Origin of the sequence: Achromobacter sp. HZ34, assembly GCF_002209485.1 — a bacterium.
Lineage (GTDB): Bacteria > Pseudomonadota > Gammaproteobacteria > Burkholderiales > Burkholderiaceae_B > Bordetella_C.
The window spans coordinates 387,295-406,082 of sequence record NZ_NJIX01000006.1 but is presented as its reverse complement, the minus strand read 5'-3'; the positions used below and the strand labels follow the sequence as shown (position 1 = coordinate 406,082).

General features: G+C 63.9%; 16 protein-coding genes. 9 read left to right on the top strand and 7 right to left on the bottom strand.

The window, feature by feature from the left end; all coding sequences use genetic code 11:
* Nucleotides 1-16 precede the first annotated feature (16 nt).
* Both CEY05_RS23870 and CEY05_RS23865 read left to right on the top strand, forming a co-directional pair.
* Complete coding sequence (locus CEY05_RS23870; protein WP_233161693.1) at nt 17-1,498, top strand: ATP-binding protein; 1,482 nt, start codon at nt 17-19, stop codon at nt 1,496-1,498.
* Nucleotides 1,488-2,048, top strand: a complete 561-nt coding sequence (locus CEY05_RS23865) for a response regulator transcription factor (protein ID WP_198952884.1) — start codon at nt 1,488-1,490, stop codon at nt 2,046-2,048. The genes CEY05_RS23870 and CEY05_RS23865 overlap by 11 nt, the downstream gene beginning before the upstream one ends.
* Before the next feature lies 1 nt (nt 2,049).
* On the opposite strand, the gene CEY05_RS23860 is transcribed toward CEY05_RS23865, so the two are convergent.
* Nucleotides 2,050-3,033, bottom strand: coding sequence for an AraC family transcriptional regulator (locus CEY05_RS23860; RefSeq protein ID WP_088599742.1), 984 nt, complete (start codon nt 3,031-3,033; stop codon nt 2,050-2,052).
* Nucleotides 3,034-3,375: 342 nt separating this feature from the next.
* Between CEY05_RS23860 and CEY05_RS23855 the strand changes: the two genes are divergently transcribed.
* On the top strand, nt 3,376-4,425 hold the full coding sequence (locus tag CEY05_RS23855) for an aldo/keto reductase (protein WP_088599741.1): 1,050 nt from the start codon (nt 3,376-3,378) through the stop codon (nt 4,423-4,425).
* A gap of 102 nt (nt 4,426-4,527) precedes the next feature.
* Here the strand turns inward: CEY05_RS23855 and CEY05_RS23850 are convergent, their stop codons facing one another.
* Nucleotides 4,528-4,788 (bottom strand): hypothetical protein, encoded by a 261-nt coding sequence (locus CEY05_RS23850; protein WP_088599740.1) that lies wholly within the window; start codon nt 4,786-4,788, stop codon nt 4,528-4,530.
* Nucleotides 4,789-5,517: 729 nt separating this feature from the next.
* On the opposite strand from CEY05_RS23850, the gene CEY05_RS23845 reads away from it, so the two are divergent.
* The 5 genes from CEY05_RS23845 (at nt 5,518) to CEY05_RS23825 (ending at nt 13,098) form a co-directional block, all read left to right on the top strand.
* On the top strand, nt 5,518-6,153 hold the full coding sequence (locus CEY05_RS23845) for a response regulator transcription factor (RefSeq protein WP_233161685.1): 636 nt from the start codon (nt 5,518-5,520) through the stop codon (nt 6,151-6,153).
* 91 nt (nt 6,154-6,244) lie between these two features.
* The gene (locus tag CEY05_RS23840) at nt 6,245-9,364 is read left to right on the top strand and encodes an ATP-binding protein (protein ID WP_233161692.1); all 3,120 of its coding nucleotides are present in this window, start codon (nt 6,245-6,247) and stop codon (nt 9,362-9,364) included.
* 95 nt (nt 9,365-9,459) lie between these two features.
* Nucleotides 9,460-10,149 carry a haloacid dehalogenase gene (locus tag CEY05_RS23835; protein ID WP_088599853.1) on the top strand — a complete coding sequence of 230 codons (690 nt, stop codon included), beginning with the start codon at nt 9,460-9,462 and terminating at the stop codon, nt 10,147-10,149.
* Nucleotides 10,150-10,328: 179 nt separating this feature from the next.
* On the top strand, nt 10,329-12,746 hold the full coding sequence (locus tag CEY05_RS23830) for a phosphoketolase family protein (RefSeq protein WP_233161684.1): 2,418 nt from the start codon (nt 10,329-10,331) through the stop codon (nt 12,744-12,746).
* 142 nt (nt 12,747-12,888) lie between these two features.
* Nucleotides 12,889-13,098, top strand: a complete 210-nt coding sequence (locus tag CEY05_RS23825; RefSeq protein WP_233161683.1) for a hypothetical protein — start codon at nt 12,889-12,891, stop codon at nt 13,096-13,098.
* A gap of 3 nt (nt 13,099-13,101) precedes the next feature.
* Here CEY05_RS23825 and CEY05_RS23820 read toward each other — a convergent pair whose 3' ends face one another.
* The 4 genes from CEY05_RS23820 to CEY05_RS23805 are packed head-to-tail and all read right to left on the bottom strand — an operon-like array spanning nt 13,102 to nt 16,864.
* Complete coding sequence (locus CEY05_RS23820; protein WP_088599737.1) at nt 13,102-14,010, bottom strand: polysaccharide deacetylase family protein; 909 nt, start codon at nt 14,008-14,010, stop codon at nt 13,102-13,104.
* The gene (locus CEY05_RS23815) at nt 14,010-14,957 is read right to left on the bottom strand and encodes an oxaloacetate decarboxylase (RefSeq protein WP_088599736.1); all 948 of its coding nucleotides are present in this window, start codon (nt 14,955-14,957) and stop codon (nt 14,010-14,012) included. Before CEY05_RS23815 ends, CEY05_RS23820 begins: the two co-directional genes overlap by 1 nt.
* Before the next feature lie 24 nt (nt 14,958-14,981).
* Nucleotides 14,982-16,124 (bottom strand): tripartite tricarboxylate transporter substrate binding protein, encoded by a 1,143-nt coding sequence (locus CEY05_RS23810; protein ID WP_233161682.1) that lies wholly within the window; start codon nt 16,122-16,124, stop codon nt 14,982-14,984.
* A complete protein-coding gene (locus CEY05_RS23805; protein WP_158219407.1) occupies nt 16,124-16,864 on the bottom strand; it encodes a GntR family transcriptional regulator in 741 nt (246 codons plus the stop codon). The genes CEY05_RS23810 and CEY05_RS23805 overlap by 1 nt, the downstream gene beginning before the upstream one ends.
* Nucleotides 16,865-17,008: 144 nt before the next feature.
* On the opposite strand from CEY05_RS23805, the gene CEY05_RS23800 reads away from it, so the two are divergent.
* The gene (locus tag CEY05_RS23800; protein WP_088599734.1) at nt 17,009-17,998 is read left to right on the top strand and encodes an isopenicillin N synthase family oxygenase; all 990 of its coding nucleotides are present in this window, start codon (nt 17,009-17,011) and stop codon (nt 17,996-17,998) included.
* Between the two features lie 67 nt (nt 17,999-18,065).
* On the opposite strand, the gene CEY05_RS23795 is transcribed toward CEY05_RS23800, so the two are convergent.
* On the bottom strand, nt 18,066-18,776 hold the full coding sequence (locus tag CEY05_RS23795; RefSeq protein WP_088599733.1) for a FadR/GntR family transcriptional regulator: 711 nt from the start codon (nt 18,774-18,776) through the stop codon (nt 18,066-18,068).
* Nucleotides 18,777-18,788: the final 12 nt, after the last annotated feature.

Genomic DNA, 18,788 nt, shown 5'->3' with positions numbered 1-18,788 from the left:
CGACGATATCGCTCCCTTGGGCGCGCCAGCCGACGCGTCGGCGGATGGCACTCCCCGCCGGCGTTTCGACAGCACCGGCCACAAGAACATGCAGCAGCTGGTCCAGCTGCGCTGGATCGCGGCGCTGGGGCAGTTGATCACCATCTACGTCGTCTACCTGGGATTCGATGTCCGCCTGCCGCTGGACTACATGCTGGCCGTGCTGGGCTGCCTGGTGGCCTTCAACGCCGTCAGCATGCTGCGCCTGCGGGTCTATCCGGAAGTCACCAACGGCGAACTGCTCGTTTCCATGCTGGTGGATGTCGGCATGCTGACCGCCCAGCTATACCTGAGCGGCGGCGCCACCAACCCCTTCGTCTTTCTCTATCTGCTGCAAGTGACACTGGGCGCCATGCTGCTCAAAAGCTGGAGCACGTGGATCCTGGTGACCGTCGCGCTGTTCAGCATCGGCGGCCTGGCGCTGGCGGCACGGCCGCTACCTTTGCCCCTGGACCATGCCAACGGCGTGGGTAGCCTGTACATCCAGGGCATGCTGGTGTGCTTCGCCATCAATGCGGTGCTGCTGGTGGTCTTCGTCAGCCGCATCAGCCACAACCTGCGCGCGCGCGACGCCCACCTGGCCGACCTGCGCCAGCGTGCCGCCGAAGAAGAACACATCGTGCGCATGGGCCTGCTGGCGTCCGGCGCGGCCCACGAGCTGGGGACGCCGCTGGCCACCCTGGCGGTGATCCTGGGCGACTGGCGCCGCATGCCGGCCTTCGCCGACGATCCCGAACTGACCCAGGAGATCAGCGAGATGCAGACGCAGGTACTGCGCTGCAAATCCATCGTCAGCGGCATCCTGCTGTCCGCCGGCGAAGCGCGCGGCGAAGCACCGGTGGAGACGACGGTACGCACTTTCCTGGACGACCTGATCATGGAATGGCGTGACACCCGGCCGGGCGCCACGCTGGACTATCACAACGATTTCGGCCAGGACCTGCGCATCATTTCCGATTCCGCGCTCAAGCAGATGATAGGCAACGTCCTGGACAACGCGCTGGAGGCCTCGCCGGAATGGGTGGGCCTGCGCGCCACCCGTGCCGGTGCCGATCTGACCCTGGTCGTGACCGACCGTGGCCCGGGCTTTCCGGCGGCCATGCTGGCGCAGCTCGGCAAACCCTATCAGTCGAGCAAGGGGCGGCCCGGCGGCGGCTTGGGCTTGTTCCTGGTGGTCAACGTGGCACGCACGCTGGGCGGCCGCGTATGGGCCAGGAACCTGCCGCAAGGGGGCGCGATGGTAACCTTGACGCTGCCGCTGGCGGCGTTGACGCTGGACGACGATGATGAGCCGGACATCACGCTGGACGACGATCCCTTGGACGACGATCTGCTGGATGACAGGCTGGAAGACAACCCGCTGACCGGGACTGGTGACCAGGACGAGGACGCGCAAGGACGGCTGCGCGCAGGTCCCCGCCCAGCCCAAGACAACAAGGAACAGGGCCATGCAAGCTGAACCGTTGACCCAAACGGGCGTGGGCCGCCTGCTGCTGATCGTCGAGGACGACGAGGCCTTTGCCCGCACCCTGGGCCGCTCGTTCGAACGGCGCGGTTATACGGTGCTGCATGCGACCAGCCTGGAAAACGTCCAGCAACTTCTGGAATCGCACGCGCCGGCGTATGCCGTGGTCGATCTTAAGCTCAAAGGCGAGGCCACCGGCCTGGCTTGCGTGCAAGCCCTGCACGCCCACGATCCCGCGATGACCATCGTGGTGCTGACCGGCTATGCCAGCATCGCCACCGCCGTGGAAGCGATCAAGCTGGGGGCTTGCCACTACCTGGCCAAGCCCTCGAACACCGACGATATCGAACAGGCTTTCGAGCGCGCCGAAGGCGATACCGGCGTCAGCGTCACCGAGCGCACCACGTCCATCAAGACGCTGGAATGGGAACGCATCCACGAGACGCTGGCGGAGACGGGTTTCAACATCTCCGAAACGGCACGGCGGCTGGGCATGCACCGCCGCACGCTGGCGCGCAAGCTGGAGAAGCAACGGGTGAAGTAGCTCAGGCGCTGGCCCGCATCGGTTCCATTATCCAACGCCGCTTGTCGCGCATCGGCGGCGTGCCGAACAGACGGCTGTATTCCCGGCTGAACTGCGAAGGACTTTCGTAGCCCACCTGGCGCGCCACCACGGCAACGTCGCCGTCGCCCATGAAGATCAGGCGGCGCGCCTCCTGCAGGCGCAGCTGCTTCTGGAACTGCAGCGGGCTCATCGCCGTCACCGACTTGAAGTGATGATGGAAGGACGACACGCTCATGTGCGCGTCGCGCGCCAGGTCGTCGACCCGCAACGGCTGGTCGTAGCAGACGCGCATCTGATGGATGGAACGTGCGATGCGCTGCGTGTGGCTGTCCTGCAAGGCCGTCTGCCGCAGCGCCAGGCCCTGACCATTGACCAGCAGGCGATAGAGGATCTCGCGCTTGATCAGCGGCGCCAGAATGGGAATGTCGAGCGGCGTGTCGAGCAGGCGCATCAGCCGTAGTACCGCGTCCAGCATGGACGTCCCCAGCGGATGCACATGCACGCCGCGCGGTGCTTCGGCGGGCCCGGGCGGCGGCAGGTGTTCGTCGCGGATCAACGCGCCGATCTCTTCCACGTCCAGGTCCAGGCGCAGCCCCAGATAAGGCTCGCTGGGGCTCGCCACGCGCACCTTGCCCACCACCGGCAGGTCCACCGACGACACCATGTAGTGGAAAGGATCGTATTCATAGACGTCCTCGCCCACCAGCAGGCGCTTGCCGCCTTGCGCGATGACGGACAGGATGGGGTTCTGGATACTGTGCCGCGGACCGCACTCACACATCAGCCGGTGCAGATGCAAGCCCGGAATGGCGGTCAGTACCGAGCCTTCCAGGCGGTCGTCGGTGTGGCGCGCAACCAGCGCCACCAGCTCGTTGCGGGCCGCTTCATCGCGCTGGCGTGCCTGCGCCGCCGCGTCCTGATCTAGCGACGGCAAGGCTTCATAAGGCAGGTCGTGAGATCCCATGGATACTCCCGGATAAGACGACAAGATGGAACAATGGTGCAGGATCGGGCAGCCGGCGCCAGGACAATACGATGTCGGCCACCTCGCGAAGTCGATAACGGCGACCTGCAGGAATGCTGCCAGACGCCAGTGCAGACTATATCCCCTTCGTGCGGCTTGGGCATTCAGACTGATCAAGATCGTGCCGAGCTTCGGAGAATCAGGCAAGAATCGTGCAGGATCGGGCACCTTCGGACAGGCCGGGAGGCTCATACTTGACCTCGTTCCCCCCTCCCCCCACACATGTCGCCCTCGGTGCCGGCCCGCCGCGCATCGTGGCGCGGCACATCCAGGAGTCACCTCATGCAGTACAAAAAATTCGGCAGCACCGGCCTCTTCGTTTCCGAGCTATGCCTGGGGACCATGACCTTTGGCGGCTCCGACGGCATCTGGGGCCAGATCGGCAATCTCGAACAGCAGGACGTCGACGGCATCGTCGGCGCCGCGCTGGATGCCGGCATCAACTTCATCGACACCGCCAATGTCTACGCTGGCGGCCGTTCGGAAGAACTCACGGGCCAGGCCTTGAGGAATCTCAAGGTACCGCGCGAAAACGTCGTGGTCGCCACCAAGGTATTCGGCGAGACCGGCACCGGCGGCGTCAATTCGCGCGGCTTGTCCCGTTATCACATCCTGGACAGCGTGAAGCAGAGCTTGCGCCGCCTGCAGCTGGATCACCTGGACCTGTACCAGGTGCACGGCTTCGATCCGGCGACGCCCATCGAGGAAACGCTGGAAGCGCTGGACACGCTGGTGCGCCACGGCCACGTGCGCTACATCGGCGTTTCCAACTGGGCGGCGTGGCAGATCGCCAAGGCCCTGGGCATTTCACAACGCCTGGGCCTGGCGCGCTTCGAGTCGCTGCAGGCCTACTACACCATTGCCGGGCGCGACCTGGAACGCGAACTCGTTCCCATGCTCAAGAGCGAGGGCGTGGGATTGATGGTGTGGAGTCCGCTGGCCGGTGGCCTGCTCAGCGGCAAGTACAGCCGCGACACGCAGGCCGAAAGCGGCAGCCGCCGCGTCAGCTTCGACTTCCCGCCGGTCAATCGCGACCGCGCCTACGACTGCGTCGACGCCATGCGCACGATCGCGCAAACGCACCAGGTCTCGGTGGCCCAGGTGGCCTTGGCCTGGTTGCTGCACCAGCCGGTAGTAACGTCGATAATCATCGGCGCGAAGCGGCTGGAACAACTGCACGACAACGTCGGTGCGACACAGTTGCGCTTGAACGAAGAGGAGTTGGCAATGCTGGACCGTGTCAGCGCCCTGCCCGCCGAATACCCGGGCTGGATGCTGGAACGCCAAGGCGGCGCGCGCCTCAATCAGCTGCACGCCGCTGATAAGCGATAAGCCTTTCAGCAAGGCCATCGCGTTGCACGGCGCGATGGCTGCCACCGCGGCGCCTGCCACCGCGAAGCTGGCCACCACCGGCCCTCGAAATGCTGGCCGTTCCTACGCCGACTCCAAACGCACTGTCGCGCTGACCGATGGCGTCGGCCGCATCACGGTGATTCGTTGTTCGTCGGTGTAGCGCTCCAATGCGCGCATACCCGCCGCGGCAGCGGCACTGGCCGCCATGTAATGCGTGCCGCGATCGACCAAAGTCCCTTTGCCGGTCTCGCGCGACATCGCAATGTAGATCAACCACACATACTCGCCGTTTTCCGCACGCTCTACATCCAGGGCCAACCGGTAGCCATCGGCGACCGCCATGTATAGCTCCATCTTTTCCCCCGCCTTATTTTTGCTAAGGCACTCTATAGCACGACTCGTGGGCTCAATGCACTAGTGGGCGATAAGGTTTTTTGACCGATGAAAGGGGACTGAAGGCAGAACTCAACACAGCGCAATTCTTGGAAATAGACCAACATTGTCGTTGCAAGAACGTAAGCGCGTTCGTTCACGCACCGCTCATTCGGAATCAGTTTCGTTCCGTAAAACAAGGCGATTCCTCGTTGCACGGCGAGAAAAAAATGCAAAAGGCCTTGACGCATTCAGACACAGTCGAAACGCGAGGCGGCGCAGCGCGTGCTACTTGTAATGCGTTGATCAAGCAGCGTCAGTAGCAGTGCGCCACTTGATCGATGCACACGACTTTGGCCACGGTCTTTACACCGTGGCCGCTTTTTTAGCGCGCATCAATTGCCGCGATTCACACTGATCCATGCTCATCTGTTTCCGGGCGAGATCATCCAGAACAATTCCGTGCGCCCTCAGACATATCCCGTCAGCCACGAAGAAACCTGGACGCAAGCTGCCGTTCATCTTTGCTCCCTCCGTGCGCAAAGCATGACAGACACGCTTGGAAACTGCCTCATTTGCACGCCGTCGCAATAAGTATCTGTTCTGCAACGTCGATGGGCCGCGTCTCATGCCCTCCGCCGAACAGGCTTCGTATACTGCCCCGCGATTTTTCCGATTTCTCTAACACTGGAATACCCCGTGCAAAACGCTGGCAGCGTCTTGATTGTCGACGACCACCCCATGATCCGGTTCGCCGTCAAGACCCTTTTTGAACAGAACGGCTGGAAGGTCGTCGCCGAGGCAGGTTCCGGCGTCGATGCCTTGAGCGCGGTTCGTCAACATCAACCGGATCTCATTGTGCTCGACATCGGCATCCCGAAAATGGATGGTCTGATGGTGATCTCGCGGCTACGCGGCGATGACGAGCAACGCGCGCCGCGCATCGTGGTGCTCAGCGCGCAGAATCCCGAACACCTGGCCGCGCGCTGTCTGCACGCGGGCGCGGCGGGCTTCGTCTACAAAGGCAAGGAGCTGACCGAGCTGATCGGCGCGGCCAAGGCTGTCATGCAGGGGAACACGTATTTCCCCAGCGTGGCACTGCGGCCATCCGCCGAAGGCGCGGGCGGCGAAGGCGCGCTGATTCGCCTGCTGTCGGACCGCGAACTGGTGGTGCTGCAGCACCTTGCGCGCGGCGCCCTCAACAAGACCATCGCCGCCACGTTGATGCTCAGCGAAAAGACCGTCAGCACCTACAAGACGCGTCTGCTCGAAAAACTGAACGTCACCTCGCTGCTCGAATTGACGGACATGGCGCGCCGCAACGGCCTGGTGTGATGCCGTGGATCCGATGCCGGGGCGTCCCCCGCCAAGGCTCTCGCGGGTTTTGCCGCGGGCCTTGGTCCGGGCTTCGGCCCTGGCCTTGGCTGTGCTGCTGCCGTACAGCAGTCAGGCCGCGGCCGACGAGCCGCCACCGCCGCGTCCGCACGCGGTCATCCACAGCACCCATTGCGCCGTGCCCGCCGATGGCCTGCGCGCCAGGCTGACGTCCGACGCCGGCGGCCGCGAGGGTGTGCAGCCTGCCGATTGGACGTCCGACTACGTGCCCGACATGGCGCCCGACCAGGAGGCCGATAGCGACAACCTGCTGACGGACCTGTACAACACGGTGGTGCAGTTCTTCACCTCGGACAAGGATGCCGATGACCTGCGCTGCTGGGCGTTCCACGGTCTGAACATGGGCCCGCCGCCGTTGCTGCTGACGGCCGAGGAAAAGCAATGGTTGAAGGCGCACCCTTCGATCAAGGTGGCGCTGGCCGAGCCCGCGATATCGGCGCCGGAGGACGATGGCCGTAACCACGACCCCGGCCTCGTCTACGAATTCCTGGCCGCGATCGCGCAGCGCACCGGTCTGCGCATCGAAGTCACCAACGTGGACAATGCCCAGGCCGCGCCGGCGCTCTTCCCGTACCAGACCTTCGATGTGCTGGGGCCCGTCGACCTGGCGACGTATGACGATCCGGCCTACCAGACCACCCGCGCCTTCGTGAACAACGGCAACGTGCTGCTGGTGCGGCAGGAGCATCCAAACTCCGACATTCCGACCGAGAGCCTGGTCAACAAACATCTGGCCGTGGTGGCGGGCAGCAGCAGCGAAGCCTGGCTGGCCGAGCACTATCCCGAGATCGTGCTGGTGCGCATGGACAGCGACCAGGCCGCGCTGGAAGCGGTCGCCGACGGCTGGGCCGATGCCGCGGTGCTGATCGAACTGCGCGCCAAGTACGCCCTGGCCCACGGCTATGCCAGCAGCCTGCGCATCGGCGGGCATCTGCCCAACGAGCCAAGCCGGATGGGCCTGGCGGTGACCAACTCGCAACCGCAACTGCAAAGCATCGTCGACAAGGCGCTGGCCAGCCTCACCCCCAAGGAGATGGCGACCCTGATCCACCGCTGGCGTTCGACGCAGGAGACCCTGATCGCCCCGCCCAGCGCGCACAGCCAGCAGCTGCATCGCCTGCTGGGGGCGGCCATCGTGCTGGGCATCCTGCTGGCGGCCTGGAACGGCTATCTGCGCCGGCAGATACGCAAGCGCCAGCGCGCGGAGCGCGCGCTCAACGACCAGCTCGAATTCATGCGGGTGCTTATCAACGGCACGCCATACGCCATCTATGTGCGTGACACGCAAAGCCGCCTGGTGGCATGCAACCAGCGCTATCTGGAAGAATTCGCGGTGCAGCGTGAACAGGTCATGAACAAGACGCTGAAGGAAGCCGACATCGAATTCATCACGCCTGAAGACGAACAGCGTTATCAGGCCATCTACAGCGAGGCCCTGCGTGAAGGCCGCGCCATCTTCGCCGACCGCGAAGGGCTGGTGCGCGGTTCGCGCCGGCGCATCCATCACTGGGTACTGCCCTACAACGATTCCTCGGGCGGCATCGCCGGCATCATCGGCGGCTGGATCGACGTGTCCGATCGCGTGCGCCTGCTCAATGAACTGCAGGCCGCCAAGGACCTGGCGGAATCGGCCAATCGCGCCAAGACCGAATTCCTGGTCACCGCCAGCCACGAGATCCGCACCCCCATGAATGCCATCTCCGGCATGCTGGAACTGGCGCTCAAGGGCGACGACGAGCATGCCCTGAAAGACTACGTCACCGTGGCGTACACCTCGACCCAGGCGCTGCTGGCCATCGTCGGCAACATCCTGGACATCGAGAAGATCGAATCGGACCGCCTGGAACTGCTGCCCGAACGCACCAGCCTGACGCAACAGGCCGAATCCGTGCAGCAAATGTTCGACTGCGTCGCGCGCAGCAAGGGCATCACGCTGAAGCTGACCATCAAGCCCGGTGAACCCGACCACGTGCTGATCGACCCCACCCGCTTCAAGCAGGTGCTGTCCAACCTGGTCAGCAATGCCGTCAAGTTCACCGCCTCCGGACAGGTGGAGGTGCGCCTGGCCAGCCGCCAGGTGTCGGCGGACCGCTGCGTGGTCGACGTCATGGTCGTGGATACCGGCATGGGCATCAGCGAAGAGGATCAGCGCCTGCTGTTCCAGCCTTTCACGCAGACCCGTGAAGGCGCGCGCACCCTGGGCGGTACCGGCATGGGCTTATGCATCGCCCGCAAGCTGGTGGAACTGATGGGCGGGGAAATCCGCCTGCACAGCACGCCGGGCCTGGGCACGGAAGTCAGCTTCTCCTTCGAGGCCACGCGCCAGGATCGGCCGGAGCAGGACGATGCCGCCACGCCCGCCGAACCGGAACATGCAGCATCCCTGCATGTGCTGATCGTCGACGACAACGCCCCCAACCGCATGTTGCTGCGCAAGCAGATGGAGCACCTGGGCCACCGCGTGGTACAGGCCAACAGCGGCAACGAGGCCTGGCGCGCCTGGCGCCCCGGCGCCTATGACCTGGTCATGACCGACTGCAATATGGCCCACGGCGACGGCCATACGCTGGCCCGCCGCATCCGCGCCGCGGAACGTGCCGGCGGCCCGCGCTGCGTCATCTTTGCGTATACGGCCAATGCGCGGCAGGAAGAGGTCCACCGCTGCCGCGCCTCCGGCATGGACGCCTGCCTGTTCAAACCGGTGGGCCTGGAAACCCTGCGGCGCAATCTGCGCAGCCATGTGCCACGCGTGAGCACCTTGCAGGCGCCGTGGCGCGCAGGCCTGCTGTTCGATCCGTTGGCCATCGATCACCTGTGCGGCGGCAATGCGCTGAGCAACCGCGCCATGTTCGAGGAGCTGCTGCGTTCCGGCCGCGACGACGCCAAGGCGCTGGCCAGCGCCGCTGAAAGTGGTGACGCAGCCATCATGGACGGCGCCGTGCATGCGGTGCTGGGCGTGGCCCGCATGATAGACGCCCGGCCGTTGATGGAATCCTGCGCACTGGCCCAGCAAACACTGGCCGAGCTGGACGATGCCCCCTGCACCGCCCAGGAACTGGAGAGCGTGCGGCAGCACCTGGACGCCCTGCTCGATTCGGTGCAGGCATGGTTGCACACCGAGCCCGCGGAGGACCCGGCGCAAGCAATCTGACACATTTGTGGCGCACGAACTCTGCCACAATGGCTCTTCGCGCGGTGATGAGTACTCGTCTGGGTACTGCTAATGGGTAGCCTGTGATGACGCCGATGAACGCTGTCCCCGATCGTGTCTTTCTGCTCGATGTCGACAACACCCTGTTCGACAACGACCGCCTGCAAGCCGACCTGCGCCACCACCTGACCAGCGTCCTGGGCCCCGAGGGCAACCAGAATTACTGGCAGCGCTATGAAGACCTGCGCAGCCGTTTCGGTTACGCCGACTACCTGGGCGCGGTCCAGGCCCTGCGCCAACCGGGCCGCAACGACCTGCTGCTGCCCGGCATTTCCCGCTTTCTGCTCGAATATCCTTTCGCCAGTGCCGTGTTCGACGGCGCCCTGGCCGCGATCGACAACCTGGCCCATTGGGGCCGGCCTGTCATCCTTTCAGATGGCGACGCCGTCTACCAACCCCACAAGATCCGTGGCGCCGGCCTGGCCACCGCCGTGGAAGAACGCGTATTCGTCTACGTGCACAAGCAGCACATGCTGGGGCAGATCGAACGGGCCCAGCCGGCGCGCCACTACGTCATGGTGGACGACAAGCTGGCCCTGCTGACCGCGGTCAAGCAGGCCTGGGGGGCGCGCGTCACCACCATCTTCGTGCGGCAAGGCCACTACGCGCTCGATGCCGCCGGCAATGCGCGCTACCCGCCACCCGACCTGACGCTGGAGCGCATCGGCGACCTGGCGCGGTGGCAGCCGGACATGCCCACGACCAGCCTGTCCACACAGGCATGAGGATTGCCAGCCGGCTCCACTTCGAGCACGGCACCGACTACGCGGCCGTCTGATCGCGGCCGTCCGATCCTGCCGCCCGGCCGCGGGCGGCACCACGCACGGGAGCAAGACCGATGACTGATGCGACTCATGCAGCAGCGCCTCTCACAGGCCCTCTACCGGAAGAAGAACTGCGTCTCATGGATGCGTACTGGCGCGCGTCCAACTATCTGGCGGCGGGCATGATCTATCTGCGGGAAAATCCGTTGCTGCGCCAGCCGCTCAAGCCTGAACATCTGAAGAAGCGGCTGCTGGGCCATTGGGGCTCGGCGCCGGGCCAGACCTTCACCCTGGTCCATCTGGACCGCCTGATACGCCAGCGCGACTTGAATGTGATGTTTATCTCCGGCCCGGGCCATGGCGCACCCGCCTCGCTGGCCTGCGCCTGGATGGAAGGCCGCTATTCCGAGGTCTATCCCGACCGCTCGCTGGACGAAGCCGGCATGCAGCGGCTGTTCCGCAAGTTCTCCTTCCCGGGGGGCATTGGATCGCATTGCACGCCGGAGACGCCGGGGTCCATCCACGAGGGCGGTGAACTGGGCTACAGCCTGTCGCACGCTTATGGCGCTGCCTTCGACAATCCCGACCTGATCGTCGCCACCATGGTGGGCGACGGAGAAGCCGAAACCGGGCCACTGGCCGCGTCCTGGCATTCCAACAAGTTCCTCAACCCGGTTCACGATGGCGCGGTGCTGCCCATCCTGCACCTGAACGGCTACAAGATCGCCAATCCCACCATCCTGGCGCGTATTCCGCACGAGGAACTGGAAGCGCTGTTCGTCGGCTATGGCTACAAGCCCTATTTCGTCGAGGGCGACGATCCGTCGCGCATGCACCAACAGATGGCGGCCACGCTGGATGCCTGCATCGATGAAATCCAGGCGATCCAGCAGCAGGCGCGCGCGGAGGCGGGGAAAGCGGGCCGGGCCAAGGACGGTGCCAAAGGCGCCGCCAAGGGCAAGGCCAAAGCGGCCGCCAAGGGTGCCCCCAAGGCTGCGGCCGATGCGGTCCGTCCGCGCTGGCCGATGATCGTGCTGCGCTCGCCCAAGGGCTGGACGGGCCCGAAGACGCTCGACGGCCACCAGGTGGAGAACTCCTGGCGCTCGCACCAGGTGCCGATCGCCGATCCCGCCACCAATCGCAGCAGTTTGCGCGCGCTTGAAGACTGGCTGAAAGGGTATCGGCCCGAGGAACTTTTCGACGCCGCCGGCGCTCCCGTCGAAGCGCTGCGCGCGCTGGCCCCGGTCGGCGACCGCCGCATCAGCGCCAATCCCCACGCCAACGGCGGCCTGCTGCGACGCGACCTGGACCTGCCGCCCTTCGCCGATTACGGCGTGCCGGTGCGCGCGCCAGCCGCGTCCAATGTGTCGCCCACCGCCGTGCTGGGCGGGTTCCTGCGCGACGTCATGCGGCGGAACATGACCAACTTCCGCGTATTCGGCCCCGACGAGACCGCCAGCAACAAGCTGACGGCGATATACGAAGCCAGCGGCAAGACCTGGCTGGCGCGGACGCTGCCGGAAGATGCCGATGGCGGAGCCCTGGCGCCGGACGGTCGCGTCATGGAGATACTCAGCGAACATACGCTGGAGGGCTGGTTCGAAGGTTATGTCCTGACAGGACGCCATGGGCTGTTCGCCACCTACGAAGCCTTCGTCCATGTCATCGACTCGATGTTCAACCAGCATGCGAAATGGCTGGAAAAGTCCAAGACGGAATTGGACTGGCGCGCCCCGGTGCCATCCATCAACCTGCTGATCACGTCGCTGGTCTGGCGCCAGGACCACAACGGCTTCACGCACCAGGACCCGGGTTTTCTGGATGTGGTGGCCAACAAGAGCCCGGGCGTGGTGCGCATCTATCTGCCGCCGGACGCCAACTGCCTGCTTAGCGTGGCCGACCACTGCCTGCGTTCGCGCGATTACGTCAACGTCATCGTCGCCGACAAACAGCCGCATCTGCAGTACCTGGACATGCAGTCCGCCACCATCCATTGCACCAAGGGCATAGGCATCTGGGAATGGGCCAGCACCGACCAGGGCACCGAGCCGGACGTGGTGATGGCTTGCGCGGGTGACATCGCCACGATGGAAGCCCTGGCCGCCACTGAACTGCTGAAAGAGAAATTCCCCGACCTGAAGATCCGCTTTATCAACGTGGTGGATCTTTATCGCCTGGTGTCCGAGACGGAGCACCCGCACGGCTTGAGCGAGCGCGATTTCGACTCGCTATTCACGCGCGACAAGCCGGTGATCTTCAACTTCCACTCCTACCCGTCGCTGGTGCACAAGCTTACGTACAAGCGGGCCAATCACGGGAATATGCATGTGCATGGTTACCAGGAACGGGGCAACATCAACACGCCCTTCGAACTGGCCATGATCAACGAGGTGGACCGCTACCACCTGGCCATCGACGTCATCGACAGGGTGCCCAAGCTGCATGTGGTGGGCGCGCACGTGAAGGAATGGCTGCGCGACCGCATCATCGAGAACATGGCCTATGCGCATGAGGAAGGCATAGACCGAGAAGAAATCCGAGATTGGGTCTGGGGGTAAGGATCAGCCCCCGACAGGCTGGGGTTCTTTACAGCTGGAGCGGGCACGCGACGTGCGCCGATCTGGGTGCGAGGCCGTGGCTCATAGATAGGGCCTGAAGCGGGCTTCGCCTTCCTAATGTGTCCCTTGCAGGAGAATTGCCATGACCAAGAAGCACAAGTCAGAGCCGCAAATGTCGCAGAGCAACGCCGGCGCGGCGCGGCGCGCCGATGACCAGCCGCGTGAGACGCAGTACAGCCACGGCGACACCCAGAACCGCAGCAAGAAGGACGGGCATGCCACCCAATTGGGCACGGGCCAGGACCAGGGGAGTTCGCGCCAGCACGGTGCCGGCGCGCGCCGGGGCAGCTAAGGTTCAGCGCGGCGCCATGGCCTTGGCGAAATCGCTCTGCAGGTAGTGCTCGACGATTTCCTGGCCGGTAGCCAACCACACCCCGGGGTGCTTGCAGATGTATTCCAGCGCCGCATCGAGCGCGCCGATGCGGTGCGGCAAGCCCGTCACGAAAGGATGGACGGCAATGGCCATGACGCGGGCGGACGTCTCGCCCTCGCGGTACAGCGTGTCGAACGTCCGCTTGATCGTGGCCTCGAATTCCGGCACCGACATCTTCATGTCGAAATAGGCCGGCACATCATTGGTCTGCACCGAATACGGCAAGGACACCATGCCCGGCTTGCCCACCGCCATCGTGTAGGGCTGGTCGTCATTGACCCAATCGCACACATAGCGCACGCCTGCCTCGGACAGGTACTCCAGCGTGTTCCACGTCTCCGCCAGGCCCGGCCCCAACCAGCCAGTCGGCCGCACGCCGGACGCTTTCTCGATCCTATCGACGATGTGGAAGATGGCCTCGCGTTCCTGTTCGGGCGGCATCTCGTTCAAGCGGATGGCGTTGGTGATGCCGTGTCCCATGAACTCCCAGCCGCGCCGCACGGCTTCCTCGATGATCTCCGGATGGTGGTCGCAGAGCTCGCTGTTCAGCGCCGCGCTGGCGCGGATGCCGTAGCGGCTGAGCGTGTCCATCAGGCGCCACACGCCCACGCGGTTCCCGTAATCGCGCACCGACCAGTTACGCACATTGGGAATCTTGGCGTGGCCGGCGGCAATGCGCTCGTTGACCACGCCCGGCATGACATCGTCCAGGCCGAAATATTCGACATTGGGATTTATCCACAGCGCCACACGGGCGCCGTTGGGCAACTTGAACGGCGGGCGCGCGGGCTGGGGGATGTAGGGAAACGGGCCGTAGCGACTGACTTGCATCAATGTTCCTTGACAACATAGTCGCGCGAACCCTCATGGTATTTGCGCGCCAACTGCTCGGCCGAAAGCAGTTCGCTTTCCAAGGCCGCAATACGTTCATAGCCGACCAGGTCGGTGATGTCCTGCATACCGACCAGCAGATCGGGGCGATCGATGATGTCATCGCCCTGCACGCCGCCCTGCAAAGCCAGGATCGCCTGGCGCATGCCGTGCAAAGCGGCGGCCGGCAGGAAGCGCGGCAGGCTGATGCGGGCCACGCCCATCTCGCCCAGGCGCTTGAAGGGGATCAAGGGCGTGGTGGGCCGTTGGCGAATACCGAAGCCCATATTGATGTTCACCGGCGTGCCGTCGGCGGCTTCCAGCACGCGCAGGATGTCGTCCTCGGTGCGCACGGCATCGGGATAGATCATGTCGGCGCCGGCGGCCACATACTCACGCACGCGCCTGACCGTGCCTTCGATGCCTTCGACGGCAATCGCATCCGTGCGCGCGTTGATGATGAAGTCGGGATCCTTCTTGGCCTTGAGCGCGGCCTCGATTTTCAAGGCCATTTCCAGCGGCTCGACCAATTCCTTGCCGCGCATGGCGCCGCAGCGCTTGGGCATGAACTGGTCTTCGATATTGATGCCGACCACGCCGGCTTCCTCGAAATACTGCACCACGTGGAAGACGGTCACCGCGTTGCCGTAGCCGGTGTCGGCGTCCGCCATCAGCGGAATGTCGACGGCGTGGGTCAGCCGGCGACAGGCATCCACATTGTCGCGCAGGCTGAACAAGCCGATGTCGGGCTGCCCCAGCAGCGAGTTGGCCAGGCCCGCGCCCGTGGTGGACGCGGTCTTGAAACCCATGGCCTGCGCCAGCAGGCCGCTGTAGCCGTCGTAGATTCCCGGCGATATCAGCGGCCTTGCACTCTTGAGCAGGTCGCGCATTTGTCGGCACTTGGTCATGATTCCTCCTACACCCGGCAGGCGCTATTGGGCCTTGATCCCGCCCTCCTGGATCACGACCTTCCACTTGGCGGTTTCGTCCTTGATCATCTGCGCGAACTCGGCGGGCGTGTCCATCACGATGTCCTGACCCATGTCGTCGAAACGCTTTTTCGTTTCCGGCGCGGCCAGCACCTTGTTCAATGCGGCATTGATCCGGTTGACGATCGCAGGCGGTGTGCCCGCGGGGGCCAGCAGGCCATTCCACGTCGTGGCCGTATAGCCCTTGATGCCCGCTTCTTCCATCGTCGGTACGTCCGGCAGCGTCGGGGACCGTTCCGCCGCCGTCACGGCCAGCGCCTTGAGCTTGCCCGCCTTGATCTGCGGCAGCGCCTGCGGCAACACGTTGAACATCATGTCGACGCGATCCCCCAGCAGGTCGGTCATGGCCGGCGGACCGCCACGATAGGGCACGTGCACGATATTCACGCCGGCATCGCGCTTGAAGAGTTCGGCGGCCAGATGCAGCGACGTGCCGGTACCCGAGGAACCGAAATTCAGCACCCCGGGATGTTCCTTGGCGTAGTGCACCAGGTCGGCAACGGTATCGATGTGCAGCGACGGCCGCACGATCAGCACGTTCTGCACGCTGCCCACCATGCCGATGGGCGCGAAGTCCTTGATCGGATCGAAAGACAGGTCTTTGTACAGGAAGGGGTTGGTGGCCAGGCCGGGCGACCCCATCAGCAGGGTGTAGCCGTCGGGTTCGGCACGCGCCACGGCATCCATGGCCAGGTTGCCGCCCGCGCCAGGGCGGTTGTCGACGATGATGGGCTGGCCCAGTTCTTCGGACAGGCCAGGGGTCACCGAACGCAGCAACACGTCGGCGCCACCGCCGCCAGGGAAGCCCAGGATGATGCGGATGGGTTTTTGCGGATAGGCAGTGTGGCTATCCTTGCTGCCATCGGCGGCGTGCGCGCCGGCGGCCAGCAGCAGCGTGGCCGTGGCAGCCAGCATGGCCCCGGGCAGGGGCTTGCTGGAAAATGGCGCGGGAGACACGGCGGAACGCAGCGACAAGGGAAACTGCGGCTTGCTGGGCGGTGCGGACTTGAAGAGCTTGGCGAGCTTGGCAAGTGGCGCCTTGGAGAACAACTTCGAGGGCAAGGCACCCAACAGCTTGGACAACATCACTTTTTTTCCCCAGGTTTGGCCGCTGTCGCTCTGCGCCGAGGTGGCGGAGGATCCCAGACGAATTCGGCCGTGTACTCGTAGCGATCTTCGCAGAAATAGTTTTCAGTCCAGCGTATGGGCTGGCCGCCGCGCAAGAAAGTCTGCGCCTGGATATGCATCACCGGATCGGCCAGACCGATTTTCAAAAGCTCGGCAATATCGGTATCCGCGCGGCTCAGGCGTACGGTATGCAGGCTCTTTTCGACCTTGAGGCCGAAGTCATGCCAGAAAATCTCGTGCAAGGATTCGCGCAGCATGGCACCGCGCGTGATTTTCGACAGATACGAGGGCATATAACTGATTACGACCGACAGCGGTTCGCCATCGAGATCATGCATGCGCACGATCTTGAAAACGTCGGCGCCCTCTTCCAGGCCCAGGAAGCGCGCCACATGCGCCGGCGCCGGGGCCAGGCCCAGTGTCAATATGCGTGGCTTGCTGGACAAAGTGGCATGCAGCGGATCGCCATTGGAGCGCACATATTTCTTGCGCGGCCCCGCCTCCACGCGTCGCGTACCGACGCCACGGCGGCTGCTCAGCAACCCTTCGCGCTTCAAATAACTGAGCGCGTGCCTTACAGTGGTACGGCTCACACCGAATTCATCGCACAGCGCCTGTTCGGTCGCCATTTGATTACCCGCCCCCAGATCACCAGCTTCCAGACGGCGCCGCAGCACCTGCGCGATCTGGTGGTACATCGGGACTCCCGCGCTCAACGTATGCATGGACATTTGTATGAAGGTGATTACAATGTTTCAAGTTCAACGCCGCACAATCTTAACCGGATAAGTTCGCTTACGCATCATCTTCAACGGCTTAAAGAAGGCGAGGAGTTTTGCTAAATGACCGCGACCCAATCAGGTAATTTCGGATCTATCCCTATTGTCGACATTCGACCGATGTTCGATATAAAGGATCATAGAGGGGCGCTCCGGGTTGCGGAAGAAATTCGTAAAGCCGCGGTAGACGTTGGATTTTTCTACATATCCAACCACAATATCCCGGCCGATCTGCTGCGCGCGGTCTATATGTGCGCAAAGTATTTTTTCCGCCTGCCGGAAGAAATCAAAAAATCGATTTCCATCAATGATGCGCACCGCGGCTATGTCGCTTTCAAGCAAACCGTGCTGGAAGGCGCACGCCTTGCCGATTTGAAAGAGAGCTTCAATTTCGCTTATCCCTTCACCCCGGATCACCCGGAAGTGTTGGCAGGCAAGCCTTTGGTGGGGATGAACCAGTGGCTGCCCAGTGAACAGACCTGGCGCACCATTTTGGAATCTTATTACCAGCACGTCTTTGAGCTAGGTCAGCGGGTGCTCGAAGGGATTGCGCTGTCGCTGGAGCTGAAACGCGATTTTTTTCGCGCTATGTACAAAAATCCGCTGGTGCGCGCGCGGCTGCTGCATTATCCACCGCAGCCGCCCGAGGCGCGGGCCGAGCAGTATGGTGCGGCACCGCATACAGATTTCGGCTGCATCACCATACTCTGGCAGGACGACGTCGGCGGCTTGCAGGTACGTAACCGCAGCGGCGACTGGGTGTCCGCGCCCTATATCGACGGCACGTTCGTGGTGAATATCGGCGACATGCTGGCGCGCTGGTCCAATGACCTGTTCGTCTCGACGCCGCATCGGGTGGTCAATGCGTCGGGCCAGGAACGCTTTTCCATTCCCGTGTTCTACGATCCCGATTTCGATACCGTGGTCGAATGCCTGCCCAATTGCGCCACGCCGGACGCGCCGCCCAAGTACGAACCCATCATTGCCGGCGACTACATCACGGCGAAATACGATGCGTCGTATGCGTATCGGCAGAAGAAGCCGGTAGCGTAATCTTGCGCCAGCGGAGTTGAATCGAGCCATGGCCCGGAGGCGCTGCCCCGGCTCCACGGCCTGGTGTTCACTCACCGAAGAGATTGCGGCGGATCTGTTCCAGGTGCCCCGTCATCAAGGCAGCGGCCTGGGCCGCATCGCGGTCGCGGAGCGCGTCGACGATGGCGCGGTGCTGCTGTTCATACTCCGCGCGACGCTGCGGCGTCAGTGAATTGCGCTTCAGGCGTCCCCACTCGCCCTGCTCCCGGGCGCGGTTGGTCAATTCCAGTATCTGCATGAAAAACGCGTTGTGAGTCGCCAGCGCGAAGGTCTTGTGCAGCTCGCCGTCCCAATGCTCGAAACCTTCGATGGTCGTCGCCGCCTCGGACTGCTCGATGCAGTGCTGCATGGCGGAGAAGTCAGCCGCCGTGGCATTGCGCGCGATCATGGGCGGCAGCAAGGGTTCGACCAGGCGGCGCGCCTCCATCAGTTCCGCCGGGCTGACCGGCACATGGAACCAGGGCACCGCGGCCGGCGGCGCACCCAGCAACGATTCGGCTTGCTCCGACACGAACGTACCGCTGCCCACCGATTGCCGGATCAGCCCCCGGTCGCGCAGATCCGCCAGCACACGCCGCACCGATCCGCGCGACGCGCCGAAACGCTGGCTCAGCTCCCGCTCCGGCGGCAGCTTGACGCCCGCGCGCAAGCGGCCGGCACTGATCTCTTCCTGTAGAAACCGCGCCAATTCCTTGGCGCCCTCGGACCGCACGGCGGAACCCGCTACCCGTTCATCCACGTTCAGGTACTC

Bases quoted from the DNA above. Each gene is read 5' to 3' on its own strand.
- CEY05_RS23800 (WP_088599734.1), top strand. From the start codon at position 17,009: ATGACCGCGACCCAATCAGGTAATTTCGGATCTATCCCTATTGTCGAC.
- CEY05_RS23805 (WP_158219407.1), bottom strand. From the start codon at position 16,864: ATGTACCACCAGATCGCGCAGGTGCTGCGGCGCCGTCTGGAAGCTGGT.
- CEY05_RS23865 (WP_198952884.1), top strand. From the start codon at position 1,488: ATGCAAGCTGAACCGTTGACCCAAACGGGCGTGGGCCGCCTGCTGCTG.
- CEY05_RS23855 (WP_088599741.1), top strand. From the start codon at position 3,376: ATGCAGTACAAAAAATTCGGCAGCACCGGCCTCTTCGTTTCCGAGCTA.
- CEY05_RS23830 (WP_233161684.1), top strand. From the start codon at position 10,329: ATGGATGCGTACTGGCGCGCGTCCAACTATCTGGCGGCGGGCATGATC.
- CEY05_RS23820 (WP_088599737.1), bottom strand. From the start codon at position 14,010: ATGCAAGTCAGTCGCTACGGCCCGTTTCCCTACATCCCCCAGCCCGCG.
- CEY05_RS23835 (WP_088599853.1), top strand. From the start codon at position 9,460: ATGAACGCTGTCCCCGATCGTGTCTTTCTGCTCGATGTCGACAACACC.
- CEY05_RS23815 (WP_088599736.1), bottom strand. From the start codon at position 14,957: ATGACCAAGTGCCGACAAATGCGCGACCTGCTCAAGAGTGCAAGGCCG.
- CEY05_RS23810 (WP_233161682.1), bottom strand. From the start codon at position 16,124: ATGTTGTCCAAGCTGTTGGGTGCCTTGCCCTCGAAGTTGTTCTCCAAG.
- CEY05_RS23850 (WP_088599740.1), bottom strand. From the start codon at position 4,788: ATGGCGGTCGCCGATGGCTACCGGTTGGCCCTGGATGTAGAGCGTGCG.
- CEY05_RS23825 (WP_233161683.1), top strand. From the start codon at position 12,889: ATGACCAAGAAGCACAAGTCAGAGCCGCAAATGTCGCAGAGCAACGCC.
- CEY05_RS23860 (WP_088599742.1), bottom strand. From the start codon at position 3,033: ATGGGATCTCACGACCTGCCTTATGAAGCCTTGCCGTCGCTAGATCAG.